Source organism: Sphaerisporangium fuscum, assembly GCF_018531465.1.
Classification (GTDB): Bacteria; Actinomycetota; Actinomycetes; order Streptosporangiales; family Streptosporangiaceae; genus Sphaerisporangium; species Sphaerisporangium fuscum.
The window spans coordinates 185,559-201,043 of the sequence record NZ_JAHDTF010000016.1 but is presented as its reverse complement, the minus strand read 5'-3'; the positions used below and the strand labels follow the sequence as shown (position 1 = coordinate 201,043).

Genomic DNA, 15,485 nt, shown 5'->3' with positions numbered 1-15,485 from the left:
CGCGATCCCTCAGCCTCTGTGCTCGTCGAAGGCGGCGATGGTGACCCGGTGCATGACGCGGCGCTCGGTGTAGTCGGCCACGGCGTAGTGCTGGGTGCTGCGGTTGTCCCAGAACGCCAGGGTGCCGGGCCGCCAGTTCAGGCGCAGCTGGAACTCCGGGGAGCGGATGTGGTCCACGAGGTACGGCAGCAGGGCCTCGTTCTCGCGGTCCGACAGCCCCACCAGGCGTGTGGTGGAGGCCCGGTTCACGAACAGGGCCTTGCGGCCGGTCTCCGGGTGCACCCGCACGACGGGACGCTCGTACGGCGGCCACTTGGCCTGGATGGCGGCCAGATCGTAGTTGTGGCCCTTCGATATGGCCTTCTTCATGGAGCCGGTGATGTCGTGGATCGCCGTCAGTTCGTCGCAGAGCCGCTGGATGGGCGGCGACAGCGTCTCGTAGGCCATGTAGGCGTTGGCCCAGCAGGTGTCGCCGCCCACGGAGGGCAGCTGGAGGCAGCGCAGCAGGGATCCCATGGGCGGCTCGGGCTCGAAGGTGTTGTCGCTGTGCCATTCGTCGCCCCCCTCTCCCTTGGGAGAGGTCTGGTCGAGGCGGTGGATCGGGCTGCTCTGGTCCTTGTTGAAGGCGGGGATGTTGAGGGTGCCGAAGCGCAGCGCGAACTCGATGTGCTCCTCGTCGGTGATGTGCTGGTCGCGGAAGAAGAGCACGAGATGCTTCAGCCAGCCCTCCCGGATGGTGCGGACCTCCTCCTCCGACAGCGGCTTGCGCAGGTCGACTCCGGTCACCTCGGCGCCGATGTTCCGGGTCACGGGCTTGAACTCGATCATCTTCGACGGCCCTTCCTCTTCTCGCCGGTGCGAGCACAGCAAAACAAGCAATCGCTTGGTTGAAGCATAGGTCGCCCCCCGACGCGGCCGCGAGAGTGAACTAGGTCACAAACCCGGCACTCCATCCCCTTGCCGGCACGAAAACCCTTCGAGTCGCGGAGCACGTCGCACCTTCGGCACAATGTTCGATATGGCCCGACGGACTACCACACCCCCGCTGGACGACGACTTCGAGGAGCGGATCGTCGACGTCGACGTGTCGACGGAGATGCGCACGAGCTACCTGGAGTACGCCTACTCGGTGATCTACCAGCGCGCGCTCCCCGACGCCCGCGACGGACTCAAGCCGGTCCAGCGCCGCATCCTCTACTCGATGAGCGAGATGGGCCTGCGGCCCGACCGGGGGCACGTCAAGTCCTCACGCGTCGTCGGCGACGTCATGGGCAAGCTCCACCCGCACGGCGACACGGCCATCTACGACGCGCTGGTCCGCATGGCGCAGCCGTTCTCCATGCGGCTCCCGCTGGTCGACGGCCACGGCAACTTCGGCTCCCCCGACGACCTGCCCGCCGCCATGCGGTACACCGAGGCGCGCCTGGCCCCGGCGGCCATGCTCATGGTGCAGTCGATCGACGAGGAGACCGTCGACTTCAAGCCCAACTACGACGGCCAGGAGACCGAGCCGACGGTCCTGCCGAGCGCCTTCCCCAACCTGCTGGTGAACGGCGCCTCGGGCATCGCCGTCGGCATGGCCACCAACATGGCGCCGCACAACCTCGTCGAGGTCGTCGCCGCCGCCCGGCACCTCATCAAGAACCCGAACGCCTCGCTCGAGGAGCTCATGCGGTTCGTCCCCGGGCCCGACCTGCCCACCGGCGGCCAGATCATCGGGCTCTCGGGCGTCCGCGACGCCTACCAGAGCGGCCGCGGCACCTTCCGCATGCGGGCCAAGGCCACGATCGAGCAGGTCACCCCGCGCCGCAAGGGCATCGTCGTCACCGAGCTGCCGTTCAACGTCGGCCCCGAGCGGGTCGTCACCAAGATCAAGGAGCTGGTGACCTCCAAGAAGCTCGCGGGCATCTCCGACCTGAAGGACCTCACCGACCGGCACAAGGGCCTGCGCCTGGTCATCGAGGTCAAGAACGGCTTCCACCCCGAGGCCGTGCTCGCCGAGCTGTACCGCCTGACCCCGATGGAGGAGACCTTCGGGATCAACAACGTCGCGCTGGTCGACGGCCAGCCGCGCACCCTCGGGCTCAAGGAGCTGCTCCAGGTCTACGTCGACCACCGCATCGACGTCGTACGCCGCCGGTCCGCCTACCGGCGCCGCAAGCGCGAGGAGCGCCTCCACCTGGTCGACGGCCTGCTCGTCGCCCTCCTCAACATCGACGAGGTCATCCAGCTCATCCGCTCCTCCGACGACACCGCCGAGGCGCGCGGCCGGCTCATGGAGATCTTCGACCTGTCGGAGATCCAGGCCAACTACATCCTCGACACCCCGCTGCGCCGCCTGACCAGGTACGACAAGCTCGAGCTCGAGCGCGAGCGGCAGACCCTGCAGGACGAGATCGCCGAGCTCACCGCGATCCTGTCGTCCGACGAGCGGCTGCGCCGCGTGGTGTCGTCCGAGCTCGCCGAGGTCGCCAAGACGTACGGCACGCCGCGCCGCACCGTGCTGCTGGAGGACGGCGCGGTCGCCGCCGCGGCGGACATCCCGCTGGAGGTCGCCGACGACCCCTGCCTGGTGCTGCTGTCCTCCACCGGGCTGCTCGCCCGCACGGCCGACGCCTCCCCGCTCGGGGGCGGCGAGGAGCGCTCGTCGCACGACGTGCTCGTCTCGGTCGTGCGCTCCACGGTGAGAGGCGAGGTCGGCGTGGTGACCTCCGCGGGGCGCGTGATCCGGGTCTCGGTCCTCGACCTGCCGACCCTGCCGCCGTCGGCCAGCCCGCCGTCGGTGTCGGGAGGCCACCCCGTCAGCGAATACGTCTCGTTGAACCCCGGCGAGCTCGTCGTCGGCCTCGGGTCCCTCGATCCGAACGGGCTCGGGCTCGCGCTCGGCACCGCCCAGGGCGCGGTCAAGCGCGTCGTGCCCGAGTATCCCGTGAACCGCGACGACTTCGAGGTCATCGGGCTCAAGGCCGGCGACAGCGTGGTCGGGGCCGTGGAGCTGATCTCCGAAGACCACGACCTGGTGTTCATCACCTCCGACGCCCAGCTCCTGCGCTTCCCGGCCTCGTCGGTGCGCCCCCAGGGGCGGCCCGCGGGCGGCATGGCGGGCATCCGCCTCGACAGCGGTGCCAAGGTCGTCTGGTTCGGCGTCGTCGACCCCACCCGGGAGTCGCGCGTGGTGACCATCGCCGGCTCGGCGACCGCGCTGCCGGGCACCGAAGCCGGCGGCGGCAAAGTGTCCGACTACGCCGAGTTCCCCCCCAAGGGGCGGGCGACCGGCGGCGTCCGCGCGCAGCGCTTCCTCAAGGGCGAAGACCTGCTCATCCTCGCCTGGGCCGGCCCGGCCCCGGTCAAGGCCGTGTCCTCCACCGGCAAGCCTGTCGAGCTGCCCACCGAGCTGGGCCGCCGCGACGGCTCCGGCGTACGGCTGACCGCGGGCGTCGCCGCGGTCGGCGGCGCCCTCGGCAGCGGCCTTGCGGCCCCGTCGCCCGCCGGGGCGGCCACGGCCGGCCTCACCCCCGCCGACGAGGACGAGCAGGGGAGCTGAGCCCCGGGGCCGCCAGGACGGCCCGCCAAGATCCAGGTGCGCGCCCCGGCACATGAGCGGGGCGCGCACCCGCGTTTCGGCTGGTCCTATACCTGCTCATCAGTGTTTCGCCAGGTCATGACGGGTACGGGCGACATGGGGCGCCGCTGGCGCCCGTCCGGCCGCACCCGCGCCGGACATCGACCGCCGCGAGAGTGACCGGTGCACGCGGCTCATCGGAGTCCAGCCACGCGAGGTTCACATGAGCAGACCAAGTGACCAAACGACCGACCGCATGGCCGCCGGGCTGGGCTGGATGAGTTTAGGGCTGGGCACCGTGCAGCTGGCAGCGTCCGACCTCGTGACCCGGCTCACCGGGGTGGACGACTCGCGCTGGGCCCGCACGATGGTGCGCCTGGTCGGCGTGCGAGAGCTGGTCCACGCCGCCTGCCTGCTGGGCAGCCGCAGGCCGGCGCCCTGGGTGTGGACCCGCGTCGCCGGCGACGCCATTGACCTCACGGCGCTGGGCGTCGCCATGTCCCGCCGCACCGGCACCAGGCGTGTCAGGGCGATGGGGGCCCTGGCGGCGGTGGCCTGCATCACGACCGCCGACCTCTACACGGCGATGCGCGCCTACCGGTACGAGCCCAGGCGCGCCGAGGGGCCGATGCACCTGCGCGCGGCCATCACGGTCAACAGCTCCCGCCAGGAGGTCTACGCCATGTGGCGCGACCTCGAGAACCTTCCGCGGTTCATGGCGCACCTGGAGTCGGTGCAGATGATCGGCGACGGGCTGTCGCGCTGGAGGGCCAAGGGGCCCGCGACCAAGACCATCCAGTGGGAGGCGGAGTTCATCGAGGACCGTCCGGGTGAGCTGATCGCCTGGCGGTCGACCCGGGGCTCCGCCATCGGCAACAGCGGCCGCGTGCGGTTCGCCGACGCACCCGGCGGGCGGGGCACCGAAGTACGGGTGGAGATCACCTACGACGCGCCGGGCGGCAAGGTCGCCCTCGCCCTGGCCAGGCTCCTGGGCGAGCACCCCGAGCAGCAGGTCCGTGACGACCTGCGCCGTTTCAAGCAGGTCATGGAGATCGGCGAAGTGATCCGGTCCGAGGGCAGCCCGGAAGGCACTCGGGCGCTGCGGCAGGTCAGGCAGCGGCCGGCCCAGCCGATGCGTACCGCCCAGCCGGTGTGGTGAGGAGGGGTCGTGAAGGCCAACTGCTGGATGGGCCGCAACAGTGTCGAGGTCCTCGAGGTACCCGACCCCCAGATCCTGAACGCCCACGACGCCGTCGTCCGCGTCACGTCCACGGCGATCTGCGGGTCCGACCTGCACCTGTACGACGGCTTCATCCCGACGATGAAGTCGGGCGACATCCTCGGCCACGAGTTCATGGGAGAGGTCGTCGAGGTGGGCCCGGAGGTGCGCAACCTCCAGGTGGGCGACCGGGTCGTCGTGCCGTTCCCGATCGCCTGCGGCCGGTGCGCGGCGTGCGAACACGGCTTGTACTCGGTGTGCGAGAACACCAACCCGAACGCCGGCCTGGCCGAGAAGATCATGGGCCACACCCCGGCGGGCATCTTCGGCTACTCCCACATGCTGGGGGGCTACGCCGGAGGTCAGGCCCAGTACGCCCGGGTGCCGTTCGCCGACGTCGGACCGATCAAGGTCGAGGACGACCTGCCGGACGAGCAGGTGCTGTTCCTGTCCGACATCTTCCCCACCGGGTACATGGGGGCGGAGATGTGCGACATCAAGCCCGGCGACGTCATCGCCATCTGGGGAGCCGGACCGGTCGGCCAGTTCGCCGCCGCCAGCGCCTTCATGCTGGGCGCCGAACGGGTCATCGCCATCGACCGCTTCCCGTACCGGCTGAGGAACATCGAGCGCACGGGCGCGGAGACGATCGACTACGAGCAGGTGGAGGTCCTGGACGCGCTGCGCGACATGACCGCCGGCCGTGGCCCGGACGCGTGCATCGACGCCGTGGGCATGGAGGCGCACTACCCGATCCCCGCCATGCACGCCTACGACCGGGCGAAGCAGGCGGCCCGGGTGGAGACCGACCGGCCGTACGCGCTGCGGGAGGCGATCATGGCCTGCCGCAACGGCGGGATCGTCTCGGTCATCGGTGTCTACGGCGGGCTGGTCGACAAGTTCCCGATGGGCTCGTTGATGAACCGGTCGCTCACCTTGAAGACCGGGCAGTGCCACGTGCAGCGGTACATGCGGCCCCTGCTGGACAGGATCCGCAACGGGGACATCGACCCCAGCTTCGTCGTCAGCCACCGGATGTCGCTGATGGACGCCCCGCGCGGTTTCGAGATGTTCAAGCACAAGCAGAACGAGTGCAACAAGATCGTCTTGAAACCCTGGGCCTGACCAGGTCGACCACGAGCACGCCGGACACCCCCACCGGCGTGCTCCCATCCTGACCGAAGCCGTCCCTCCTCACCTCGCCTGATCAGGCTGCCCTTCAGAGAAGATCAACCGAGGCCGTCCCTCCCCGCAGCGCCTGGGCAGGCTGCGTCTCAGGAGTGATCAGCCGGGATCGTCCCTCGCCGCTAGCGTATGGTCGGGCTGCTCGCGAAGGTGATGGGGTGGGAGTGCTCCTTGTCGCTGCCTGGTCAGTTTGCGTCGCAGAGGCAGAAGGGGTGGCCTGCCGGGTCGAGGAAGACGGTGAAGTCGCCGTCCTCCTTCTCTCCTGGCTGGTGGGGGTGCTTGACGGCGCCGAGGGCCATGACCTCTTTCTCCGCCTTCGCACGGTCGTCCACCGTGAGGTCGATGTGGAGCTGCTGCGGATGCTCCGAGCTCGGCCAGTTCGGCGGCTGGTAGTCGTCCACTCTCTGGAACGACAGTCTGTACTCCCCTCCGTCGCCGAGGCTCACCCAGTCGGGCTCCTCGTAGACGATCTCCCACCCGAGGACCGCCGAGTAGAAGTCGGCCAGGGCCTTGGGGTCCGGGCAGTCGAGCACCATGGCCCGCATCCGCGCGATCGCGCTCATCACACTCCCTCTTTCCGACGGTTCCGCACATCGACACCACCGATGGTCGCACATAGGTGTCGTCGATCGACGAAGCCGTTCATCGGGTGCCGACGTCGCCCGCCGGCACGGCGCCTTCGAGCGCCCATCCCCTATCCGGCCCTGCCCGCGTGAAACACGCGAGGGTACGGCCACTCGCGAGGTAGCGGGGAGGGGTGGCGGACAATGGCCGCATGGCTGTCACCTCGTTCATGGTTCCGCTCGGCACTCCCGCGCCCGAGTTCGACCTGCCGTCGATCGACGGAGGTCACGTGTCCCTGGCCGACCTGAAGGCCACCCCGGCGACTCTGATCGTCTTTCTGTCCAACCACTGTCCGTACGTCCGCCGGATCGAGCAGGGCATCGGCGAACTGGCCGCCGACTACCGCGACCGGTTGACCACGGTCGCCATCTGCAGCAACGACGTGAAGAACTACCCGGACGACGACGCCGCCCACCTCGCGGAGCAGGCCGCGCGGGCGGGTTTCGGCTTTCCGTACCTGGTCGACGAATCACAGGATGTCGCCCGCGCCTACAAGGCCGCCTGTACGCCCGACTTCTTCCTGTACGACGCCGACCGCCGCCTCGCCTATCGGGGGGAGTTCGACGACGCCCGTCCGTCCAATCAGGTGCCGGTGACCGGCGCGTCGCTGCGGCGGGCCGTCGACGCGGTGCTCGCCGGCGAGGCCGTCCCTGGAGAGCAGCACCCCAGCCTGGGCTGCGGCATCAAGTGGAAGCCGGGCAACGGGCCGTCCTGACCCGTGGACGGGCCGCGCCGGCAGACGTCCCCGAAGGGCGCGCCCGGACCACAGCGGCGACGGGTGCCACGCCTCTCGACGTCCCAGCGCCACGCCCCCTTCCGGCGTCCCAGCGCCACGCCCCCTTCCGGCGTCCCACCGCCACGCCTCCTTTCGACGTCCCGGCGCCGGCCGTGACGTCACCCGCGCCAGCGGGACCGGAAACGCCCGTCCCCCCTGGCTTCGGAGCCAGGGGGGACGATCGTGCCGCCCTGGGGGTCTTCGAGATCAGGAGAGGGGCATTTGCCCTCTTCGCCCGGAGTGGAGGACCGGTCCTCTCCCGGGGCGCCGGGGATGGCGGCCAGAAGCTCCCACGGTTCGCCCTCGTGCCAGAAGTCGATGAGCCTGGCCGCCGCCTCACCTGGTTCGAATTCGCCGATTCCGTAGGGGCCGAAACAGCCGGCCTCGTTCAGCGCGGAGATCAGCGGGTCGTCGTCACCGAGGGTCTCGGCGTAGGCGGCGGCGTCGAGCAGCGCCAGGGCACAGCGCGCGTTCCAGCCGTCGTCGTTGCTCTGGACGCGGTCGAGCCGCCATCGGGCCCGGGCGCGCAGATAGCCGGCGAGCGAGTCGGTCATCCCCACGGCGAAGCCTCCACGATCTGACACTCACAGCGAAGTAATCATCACCGAGCGTAACGCTTGATCGTCGTGACTTTGCTCACGCCATCCCGAGGCACCCCTGACGTATTGCGAAAACCGACATCCGGGAATATTGACCACATGACCGGTGCCTTCGACGACCTGCTCGCCGCGAACGAGCGCTATGCCCAGACCTTCAGCCACTCAGGCATGACCGGACGCGCGGCCCGTGGGCTTGCCGTGGTGACCTGCATGGACTCCCGGATCGACCCGCTCAACCTGCTCGGTCTTCAGGCCGGCGACGCCAAGATCCTGCGCAACGCGGGCGCCCGCGTCACCGACGACGTCCTGAGGACCCTGATCCTCGCGGTCTACCTCCTCGGCGTGGACCGCGTGCTGGTGATGCCGCACACCGACTGCCGGATGGCCAAGTCGACGGACGAGGACGTCCACCAGTTGATCAGCAAGGAGTACGGGGTGGACACGCGGAGCCTGGAGTTCCACACCGTGCCCGACCAGGACGCCGCGCTGCGGCGTGACCTGATCAGGATCCGCACCTACCCCTACCTGCCGCAGAGCCTGAACGTCGGCGGCGCCCTCTACGACGTCCACACCGGGAAGCTGATGCCCGTAGAACTGTGAGCCCCAGTCCACGTCAGGCGCCGGTCGCGGTGAGCCCGCGGCCGACGCCGCGTCATCCGGGAACGACGAGCCCGCCGAGGCGGCGAAACCGACCGGCACGACCGTCACGCGGCCCGGGACGCGCCCGATCACAACCCCTGCCCACCGGACAACCGGACGCAGCCCTCACGCCGCTCAGGACGGCAACCGATCACGGCCGCGCCCATCAGTGAACCGGACGCGGCTCGGGGACACGGCGGATCGCGGCCCTGGCCAGCATGAAGCGTAGGTGGCCGCTGAGCGGTTTGGGGTCGTCCCTCAGGCTCGCGCCCGGCGCCACCCTTGCGCGGCCTCTCGAGCCGTTCTGAGCGCCGTCGCCGCCGCGGAGAGGCGAAGCCCCTCCCCCGCGCGCATCGGCGCCGCCAAGGCCCGCAGGGACGCACGAGACGCGCGTTCAGGAGCGCGCGAGGGCGGGTGACCCGTGCGAGGACGGGTGACCCCGCGCGGGCGGATCGAGGCCGCGAGCGCGTCACACCGGGCCGTCAGTACGTCACGGCGGGTCGTCGCGGCCACCGCGCGGCACACTGCACGCTGAGCCGTCACGCCGGGCCTTGAGCGCGCTCAGGCCCCGAGCGTGTCGCGCCGGGCTGTGGGCCGTCAGTCCGGCACGCCGGCCCGAGCAGAGGGCCGCCGGCCGGGAGGCGTCAGGCGTCGATGGCGTCGCGGTCGACCTCGGCCGCGTTGCTGACGATGAACTCGCGGCGCGGGGCGACGTCGCTGCCCATCAGCAGCGCGAAGATCTGCTCGGCGGCCTCGACGTCCTCGATGCGGACGCGGCGGAGCGTGCGGTGGCGCGGCTCCATGGTGGTCTCGGCCAGCTGGTCGGCGTCCATCTCGCCCAGACCCTTGTAGCGCTGGATCGGGTCCTTCCAGCGCTTGCCCCGGCGCTCCAGGTCGCGCAGCGTGCGGTGGAGCTCGGCGTCGGAGTAGGTGTAGATGTACTTGTCCTTGCCCCGCCCGGGATTGGTGACCTCGATGCGGTGCAGGGGAGGCACGGCCGCGAAAACGCGCCCCGCCTCGACCATGGGCCGCATGTAGCGGTGGAACAGGGTGAGCAGCAGGCAGCGGATGTGGGCGCCGTCGACGTCGGCGTCGGCCATCAGGATGACCTTGCCGTAGCGCGCGGCCTCCAGGTCGAAGCCCCGGCCGGAGCCCGCCCCGATGACCTGGATGATCGCGGCGCACTCGGCGTTCTTGAGCATGTCGGAGACCGAGGCCTTCTGCACGTTCAAGATCTTGCCGCGGATCGGCAGCAGGGCCTGGAACTCGGAGTCGCGGGCCGCCCGGGCGGTGCCGAGGGCCGAGTCGCCCTCGACGATGAACAGCTCGCTGCGGTCGACGTCGTCGCTGCGGCAGTCGACCAGCTTGGCCGGCAGCGCGGAGTTCTCCAGGGCGCTCTTGCGGCGCTGGTTGTCGCGGTGCTCGCGGGCCGCGATGCGGGCCTTGGCGGCGGCGACGATCTTCTCCAGGACGGCCCGGAGCTGCAGCTTGTGGGCGCGCTTGGTGCTGGCGAACAGCGCCTTGAGCTCGCGGCTGACCACGTGGGACACGATGCGGCTGGCCGCCGAAGTGCCGAGGATCTCCTTGGTCTGCCCCTCGAACTGCGGCTCGGGCACCCGCACGGTGACGACGCCGGTGAGCCCCTCGAGGATGTCCTCCTTGGTGACCGGGTCGTCGCCGTTCTTGAGCAGGCGGGTCTCCCTGAGCTGCTCGTTGATCGTGCGGACCAGGGCGCGCTCGAAGCCGCTGACGTGGGTGCCCCCCTTGGAGGTGGCGATCACGTTGACGAACGAGCGGACGGTGGTCTCGTAGCCCTTGCCCCAGCGGACGGCGACGTCGACGGTGAGCTCGCGCTCGACCTCGGTGGAGGTCATGTGGCCCTGCTCGTCGAGGACGGGCACGGTCTCGTGGAAGTGGCCCACGCCCTGCAGCCGCATGACGTCGCACACGGCCTCGTCGCGGGCCAGGAACTCGGTGAACTCGGAGATGCCGCCGTCGAAGCGGAACTCCTCCTCCGAGGGCTCCTCGCCCCTGCTGTCGCGCACGAGGATGGTGAGGCCGGGGACGAGGAAGGCGGTCTGGCGGGCGCGGACGTGGATCTCGTCGAGCGAGACCTCGGCCTCGGCCAGGAAGATCTGCTTGTCGGCCCACCAGCGCACGCGCGTGCCGGTGGCCTTCCGGCCGAGGGGGCCGCCGTCGCGCAGGCCGGACTTCTTCTTGAACTTGGCGGTGGGGCCGTCGCCGTCGAACACGCCGGGCACGCCGCGGCGGAAGCTGATCTCGTGGACGCGCCCGTCGCGGTCGACCTCGACGTCGCAGCGGACCGACAGGGCGTTGACCACGGAGGCGCCGACGCCGTGCAGGCCGCCGGAGGCGCCGTAGGAGCCGCCGCCGAACTTGCCGCCCGCGTGGAGCTTGGTGTAGACGAGCTCGACGCCGGCGAGGCCGCTCTTGGGCTCGACGTCGACGGGGATGCCGCGGCCGTCGTCGCGGACCTGGATGGAGCCGTCGGCGAACAGTTCGATCTCGATGCGCTTGCAGTAGCCGCCCAGGGCCTCGTCGACGGCGTTGTCCACGATCTCCCAGAGGCAATGCATGAGACCGCGGCTGTCAGTGGACCCGATGTACATGCCGGGGCGCTTACGGACGGCCTCCAGGCCCTCCAGCACCGACAGATGACGGGCCGTGTAACCCGTCTCCGTGCTGACTGCGGTCACTCCCACTCCCACCGAGCATCGAACATGTGTGCGTAGCCTACCTGGTTTCTTGATGTTCCAGCGCGCCTAAGCGTGCCACCAACAAGGGATCCGGTGTCAGCCGTCTACCGCATGACCGGTCCGCAATGACCCATTCCGCTCTCGGCGTATCCCGATCGCGATTGGGAACGTCTGCATCGGGTTAGATGTTGAGCCAAGTGACTGACGCCAAATCCCCACGTCAGTGGGGTGACCCGAAAGGCGATACGTGACTGGAGCTCTCGCCCCCACCAAGCCGCTTACGGCCGTCGACCGCTGCGACCGGTGCGGCGCCCCGGCGTACATCCGCGCGTGCCTCCCCATGGGCGGGGAGCTGCTGTTCTGCGCCCACCACGGGCGTCGGCACATCGCGGCCCTGCGCGACAAGGGTGCCCACATCCAGGACGAGTCGGCGCGCCTCAGCGAAACCCCCAACTCCACCACCGGCGAACGGTGAGCGTGCGCTCGCCGTTCTGATCCATAACTGAGCGACAACCTCATACTGCGAACGCGGCGATCTCGGCCGATGTCCTCTCGGACTCGGCCCGGGGCTCGCCGCGTCGCTCTTTCCGGCGCCGGACGCGGGCGACACGGTCACCTGACGCGGTAGTGGTAGCCGCCCGCCGGGCGGAAGCCCTCTCCCTCGTACAGCGCCTGGGCCGAGGAGTTGGACGCCACGACGACCAGGTAGGCGTCGCGGGCGCCCCGTGCCCTGCCGTCCGCCAGCAGCGCCCGCAGCACGCCCCGGGCGAGGCCGTGGCGCCGGGCCGTCGGCAGTGTGGCCATGCAGTAGATCCCGAGCGTGGTGCCCTGGAGCACCGAGCGGCCCACCGCGACCGGCTCGCCGTCACGCTCGACGGCGGCGTACCTGGCCGGCACCCCTCGCAGGATCCGTTCCGCGGCGGCCAGGCCGTCCGTCCCGAACCGCCCGTCCACGGCCCACCAGGTGGCGAGCCACTCCTCGGACGGCTGTCCGGCGATGGTGACCTCGTGTCCGGACGGCGCGATCTCCTCTTCGATCGAGGCGACCATGAACGAGGTCTCGTCCACCAGGCGGTACCCGCGCGCGGCCAGCGACTCGTCCAGGCCCTCCGGCGCCCCGGGGCCGATGGAGAAGACGCAGGGCAGCCCGCGCCCGGCGTAGAAGCTCTCGGCCGCGCCGATCGCCTTGTCGAGATCCGCCGGACTTCCCGACGGGAGAACGGAATTGGCCCGTTTCGTCACCCCGTCGGCGTGCCGCAGGATCCACCCGTCGTGCTCTTCCTGGTACGGCGCCGGCCAGGCCCGGTGGACCAGGCCGTCGAAATCGAAGCTCTTGCCAGCCATCGGCGAAGAGTAGCCGAGCCGCCCGGGCGATGCTCTCCAGGGGCCTCCGGACGTACGGCGGCGACCCGGCTGACCTGCGGGCGACTAGGATCGGAACCCATGCTGATCCTGCTTCCGCCGTCCGAGGGCAAGGCCGCCGAAGGTGACGGGCCGCCGCTCGACCTCGACGCCCTGAGCTTCCCCGCCCTCACCTCCGCGCGCGAGAAGACCCTGCACGCCCTCAGCGCGCTCAGCGAGGGGCCGCAGGACGAGGCGCTGGCGGTGCTCGGCCTGTCGACGGGGCAGGCGGGCGAGCTCGGCAAGAACCGCCGGCTGCGCACCGCCCCCACCTTGCCCGCCGCTTGGCTCTACACGGGCGTGCTGTACGACAACCTCGGGTTCGCCACGCTGGAGGCCGGAGCACGGCGGCGTGCGGAGCGTTCCATGGTCGTGTTCTCGGGCCTGTGGGGCGCGCTGCGCCTGTCGGACCCGGTGCCCCCGTATCGCCTGTCGATGGGCGTGAGACTTCCGCCGCTCGGCAATCTGGCCGCGCACTGGAGGCCCTTCCTCAGGGAGGCCCTGGAGGCGGAGGCCGGGCCGGTGGTGGATCTCCGGTCGTCCACCTACGCCCAGGCGTGGCAGCCCGGCTCCCGCGCCGTCACGGTGCGTGTGCTCAGGGAGACCGGCGGCTCGCGCACGGTGGTCAGTCACATGGCCAAGGCGACGCGCGGCGCGGTGGCCCGCTCGCTGGCGGAGTCGGGCGCCGAGCCCGCCGGGCCGCGGGAGCTGGCGGAGCTGCTGGGTGATCTCGGTCATGTCGCCGAGCTCGGCCCGCCGCCCCGCGAGGGCAGGCCGTGGGTGCTCGACGTGGTCGTGCGTTCGTAATTCTTTACCGGTTCGTAATCGCATTCACAGCGAGCCGGGCACGCGAGAACCCTTCCCGGAGATCACCGGGAAGGGTTCTCACACAGGCGGACCTGGGGTCGCCCCGCACGGACGCGCGGCTCCCGCCTCCAGCGAGGAGACGGGAGCCGGCGGTCGTCAGTCGAGGTAGTCGCGCAGCACCTGGGAACGGGACGGGTGCCGCAGCTTCGACATGGTCTTGGACTCGATCTGGCGGATGCGCTCGCGCGTCACGCCGTAGACCTTGCCGATCTCGTCGAGCGTCTTCGGCTGGCCGTCGGTCAGGCCGAAGCGCATGGACACCACGCCCGCCTCGCGCTCAGAGAGGGTGTCGAGCACGGAGTGGAGCTGCTCCTGGAGGAGGGTGAAGCTGACCGCGTCGGCCGGGACGATGGCCTCGGAGTCCTCGATCAGGTCACCGAACTCGCTGTCGCCCTCCTCGCCGAGGGGGGTGTGCAGGGAGATCGGCTCCCGGCCGTACTTCTGGACCTCGACGACCTTCTCGGGGGTCATGTCGAGCTCGCGGGCCAGCTCTTCGGGGGTGGGCTCACGGCCGAGGTCCTGCAGCATCTGCCGCTGGACCCGGGCCAGCTTGTTGATCACTTCGACCATGTGGACCGGGATGCGGATGGTGCGCGCCTGGTCGGCCATGGCTCGGGTGATCGCCTGGCGGATCCACCACGTGGCGTAGGTGGAGAACTTGTAACCCTTGGTGTAGTCGAACTTCTCGACCGCACGGATCAGGCCGAGGTTGCCCTCCTGGATCAGGTCGAGGAAGAGCATGCCGCGGCCGGTGTAGCGCTTGGCCAGCGAGACCACCAGACGGAGGTTGGCCTCCAGCAGGTGGTTCTTGGCGCGGCGGCCGTCCTCGGCGATCCACTCGAGCTCGGCGCGGACGTCGACCGGGAGCCGCTCGCCGTCGTTGGCCAGCTGCTCCTCGGCGAACAGGCCGGCCTCGATGCGCTTGGCCAGCTCGACCTCCTGCTCGGCGTTGAGCAGGGGGACCTTGCCGATCTGCTTGAGATAGTCCTTGACGGGGTCGGCGGTGGCGCCCGCGGCGGCGACCTGCGCGACGGGCGCGTCATCGTCGTCGTCGGAGAGGATCAGGACCTCGTCGTCGCTCTGGACCACGACGGCCTTCGGCTCGTCCTCGGTCTCGGCCTCGATCTCCACCTCGACCTCGGCCTCGACCTCGGTGTCGGTGTCGTCGGTCTCGGCCTCGAGGTCGCCCTCGATGTCGAAGTCCTCGAGTTCGAGGTCGCCCTCGAGCTCGAGCTCCTCGTCGTCCTCGGAGGAGATCTTGGGCTTGGTTTCGATCTTCGGTGACGGCGACGCTGGCACGGCGACCTCCGGCTTGGCCTTCTTGGCGAGGGCTGCAGGGGTTGCGACCTTGGTGGGAGCGTCAGGGGCTGGGGCGGCCTTCTTCGCCGGCGCGGCCTTCTTGGCCACGGGCTTCTTGGCGTCCGGCTTCTGCGCCGGCGCCGCGGCCTCTCCCCCGGCACCGCTCACCACGGCCGTGACGGTTTCGGGCTGCTCCTTGGCCGCCGCGGTGGCGGTCTTTGTCTTCTTGACGGGGGCGGCGGTGCGACGCTTGGCCGGGCCACGAGACCTCTTGGGCGCCGCCGAGTCCGCAGCGGTCACCACGACGGTCACACCCTCCTTGCTGAGGTTCCTCAGGAACACAGCGGCGTGCGACATCGGGATGTCCGCCTCTTCAAAGGCCTTGCGGACATCCTCAGACTCGAGGAAACCCTGCGAGCGCCCACGCTCGATGAGCCGCTGAATGACGGGCTCGTTCAGCTCAGACGGCTTCGAGCGAGTCGAACTTGCAGGCGACACGAACACCTCTCGAACGAACGCATGGTGAGAATGGACCCAGTGTGCCCGCTAGGGGCGCTTGCTTCTTTTCGGTGGTGGGCCGTGCGAACCGCGACGTACC

Annotated in this window: 13 protein-coding genes; 7 read left to right on the top strand and 6 right to left on the bottom strand. The window is 70.2% G+C overall.

What is annotated here, in order from left to right:
* Positions 1-9 precede the first annotated feature (9 nt).
* Positions 10-828: a TauD/TfdA dioxygenase family protein gene (locus KIK05_RS21145; protein WP_214412495.1), complete on the bottom strand. Its 819-nt coding sequence runs from the start codon at positions 826-828 to the stop codon at positions 10-12.
* A gap of 190 nt (positions 829-1,018) precedes the next feature.
* Here KIK05_RS21145 and KIK05_RS21140 point away from each other — a divergent pair, with 190 nt between their 5' ends.
* From KIK05_RS21140 to KIK05_RS48945, 3 genes are all read left to right on the top strand, one after another.
* Positions 1,019-3,544, top strand: coding sequence for a DNA gyrase/topoisomerase IV subunit A (locus KIK05_RS21140; protein WP_214412494.1), 2,526 nt, complete (start codon positions 1,019-1,021; stop codon positions 3,542-3,544).
* A 241-nt stretch (positions 3,545-3,785) separates the two neighbouring features.
* On the top strand, positions 3,786-4,721 hold the full coding sequence (locus KIK05_RS21135; protein ID WP_214412493.1) for an SRPBCC family protein: 936 nt from the start codon (positions 3,786-3,788) through the stop codon (positions 4,719-4,721).
* Positions 4,722-4,730: 9 nt separating this feature from the next.
* Complete coding sequence (locus KIK05_RS48945; protein ID WP_214412492.1) at positions 4,731-5,906, top strand: zinc-dependent alcohol dehydrogenase; 1,176 nt, start codon at positions 4,731-4,733, stop codon at positions 5,904-5,906.
* Between the two features lie 245 nt (positions 5,907-6,151).
* On the opposite strand, the gene KIK05_RS21125 is transcribed toward KIK05_RS48945, so the two are convergent.
* Positions 6,152-6,529, bottom strand: coding sequence for a VOC family protein (locus tag KIK05_RS21125; RefSeq protein ID WP_214412491.1), 378 nt, complete (start codon positions 6,527-6,529; stop codon positions 6,152-6,154).
* A 212-nt stretch (positions 6,530-6,741) separates the two neighbouring features.
* Here KIK05_RS21125 and KIK05_RS21120 point away from each other — a divergent pair, with 212 nt between their 5' ends.
* Entirely contained in the window at positions 6,742-7,305 is a 564-nt protein-coding gene (locus KIK05_RS21120) for a thioredoxin family protein (protein WP_214412490.1), read from the top strand.
* A gap of 179 nt (positions 7,306-7,484) precedes the next feature.
* On the opposite strand, the gene KIK05_RS21115 is transcribed toward KIK05_RS21120, so the two are convergent.
* Positions 7,485-7,925, bottom strand: a complete 441-nt coding sequence (locus KIK05_RS21115; RefSeq protein ID WP_214412489.1) for a hypothetical protein — start codon at positions 7,923-7,925, stop codon at positions 7,485-7,487.
* Between the two features lie 138 nt (positions 7,926-8,063).
* On the opposite strand from KIK05_RS21115, the gene KIK05_RS21110 reads away from it, so the two are divergent.
* Positions 8,064-8,564 (top strand): beta-class carbonic anhydrase, encoded by a 501-nt coding sequence (locus KIK05_RS21110; protein ID WP_214412488.1) that lies wholly within the window; start codon positions 8,064-8,066, stop codon positions 8,562-8,564.
* Positions 8,565-9,247: 683 nt separating this feature from the next.
* On the opposite strand, the gene KIK05_RS21105 is transcribed toward KIK05_RS21110, so the two are convergent.
* Positions 9,248-11,320: a DNA gyrase/topoisomerase IV subunit B gene (locus KIK05_RS21105; protein WP_214412487.1), complete on the bottom strand. Its 2,073-nt coding sequence runs from the start codon at positions 11,318-11,320 to the stop codon at positions 9,248-9,250.
* 247 nt (positions 11,321-11,567) lie between these two features.
* Between KIK05_RS21105 and KIK05_RS21100 the strand changes: the two genes are divergently transcribed.
* On the top strand, positions 11,568-11,795 hold the full coding sequence (locus KIK05_RS21100; protein WP_214412486.1) for a DUF7455 domain-containing protein: 228 nt from the start codon (positions 11,568-11,570) through the stop codon (positions 11,793-11,795).
* Between the two features lie 137 nt (positions 11,796-11,932).
* Here KIK05_RS21100 and KIK05_RS21095 read toward each other — a convergent pair whose 3' ends face one another.
* Complete coding sequence (locus tag KIK05_RS21095) at positions 11,933-12,664, bottom strand: GNAT family N-acetyltransferase (RefSeq protein WP_214412485.1); 732 nt, start codon at positions 12,662-12,664, stop codon at positions 11,933-11,935.
* A 99-nt stretch (positions 12,665-12,763) separates the two neighbouring features.
* On the opposite strand from KIK05_RS21095, the gene yaaA reads away from it, so the two are divergent.
* On the top strand, positions 12,764-13,528 hold the full coding sequence (gene yaaA, locus KIK05_RS21090; RefSeq protein ID WP_214412484.1) for a peroxide stress protein YaaA: 765 nt from the start codon (positions 12,764-12,766) through the stop codon (positions 13,526-13,528).
* A gap of 156 nt (positions 13,529-13,684) precedes the next feature.
* On the opposite strand, the gene KIK05_RS21085 is transcribed toward yaaA, so the two are convergent.
* Entirely contained in the window at positions 13,685-15,385 is a 1,701-nt protein-coding gene (locus KIK05_RS21085) for an RNA polymerase sigma factor (protein ID WP_214412483.1), read from the bottom strand.
* Between the last annotated feature and the right edge of the window lie 100 nt (positions 15,386-15,485).

Coding starts and splice junctions, on each gene's coding strand:
- KIK05_RS21145 (WP_214412495.1), bottom strand. CDS start 828: ATGATCGAGTTCAAGCCCGTGACCCGGAACATCGGCGCCGAGGTGACC.
- KIK05_RS21095 (WP_214412485.1), bottom strand. CDS start 12,664: ATGGCTGGCAAGAGCTTCGATTTCGACGGCCTGGTCCACCGGGCCTGG.
- yaaA (WP_214412484.1), top strand. CDS start 12,764: ATGCTGATCCTGCTTCCGCCGTCCGAGGGCAAGGCCGCCGAAGGTGAC.
- KIK05_RS21140 (WP_214412494.1), top strand. CDS start 1,019: ATGGCCCGACGGACTACCACACCCCCGCTGGACGACGACTTCGAGGAG.
- KIK05_RS21125 (WP_214412491.1), bottom strand. CDS start 6,529: ATGAGCGCGATCGCGCGGATGCGGGCCATGGTGCTCGACTGCCCGGAC.
- KIK05_RS21120 (WP_214412490.1), top strand. CDS start 6,742: ATGGCTGTCACCTCGTTCATGGTTCCGCTCGGCACTCCCGCGCCCGAG.
- KIK05_RS21135 (WP_214412493.1), top strand. CDS start 3,786: ATGAGCAGACCAAGTGACCAAACGACCGACCGCATGGCCGCCGGGCTG.
- KIK05_RS21110 (WP_214412488.1), top strand. CDS start 8,064: ATGACCGGTGCCTTCGACGACCTGCTCGCCGCGAACGAGCGCTATGCC.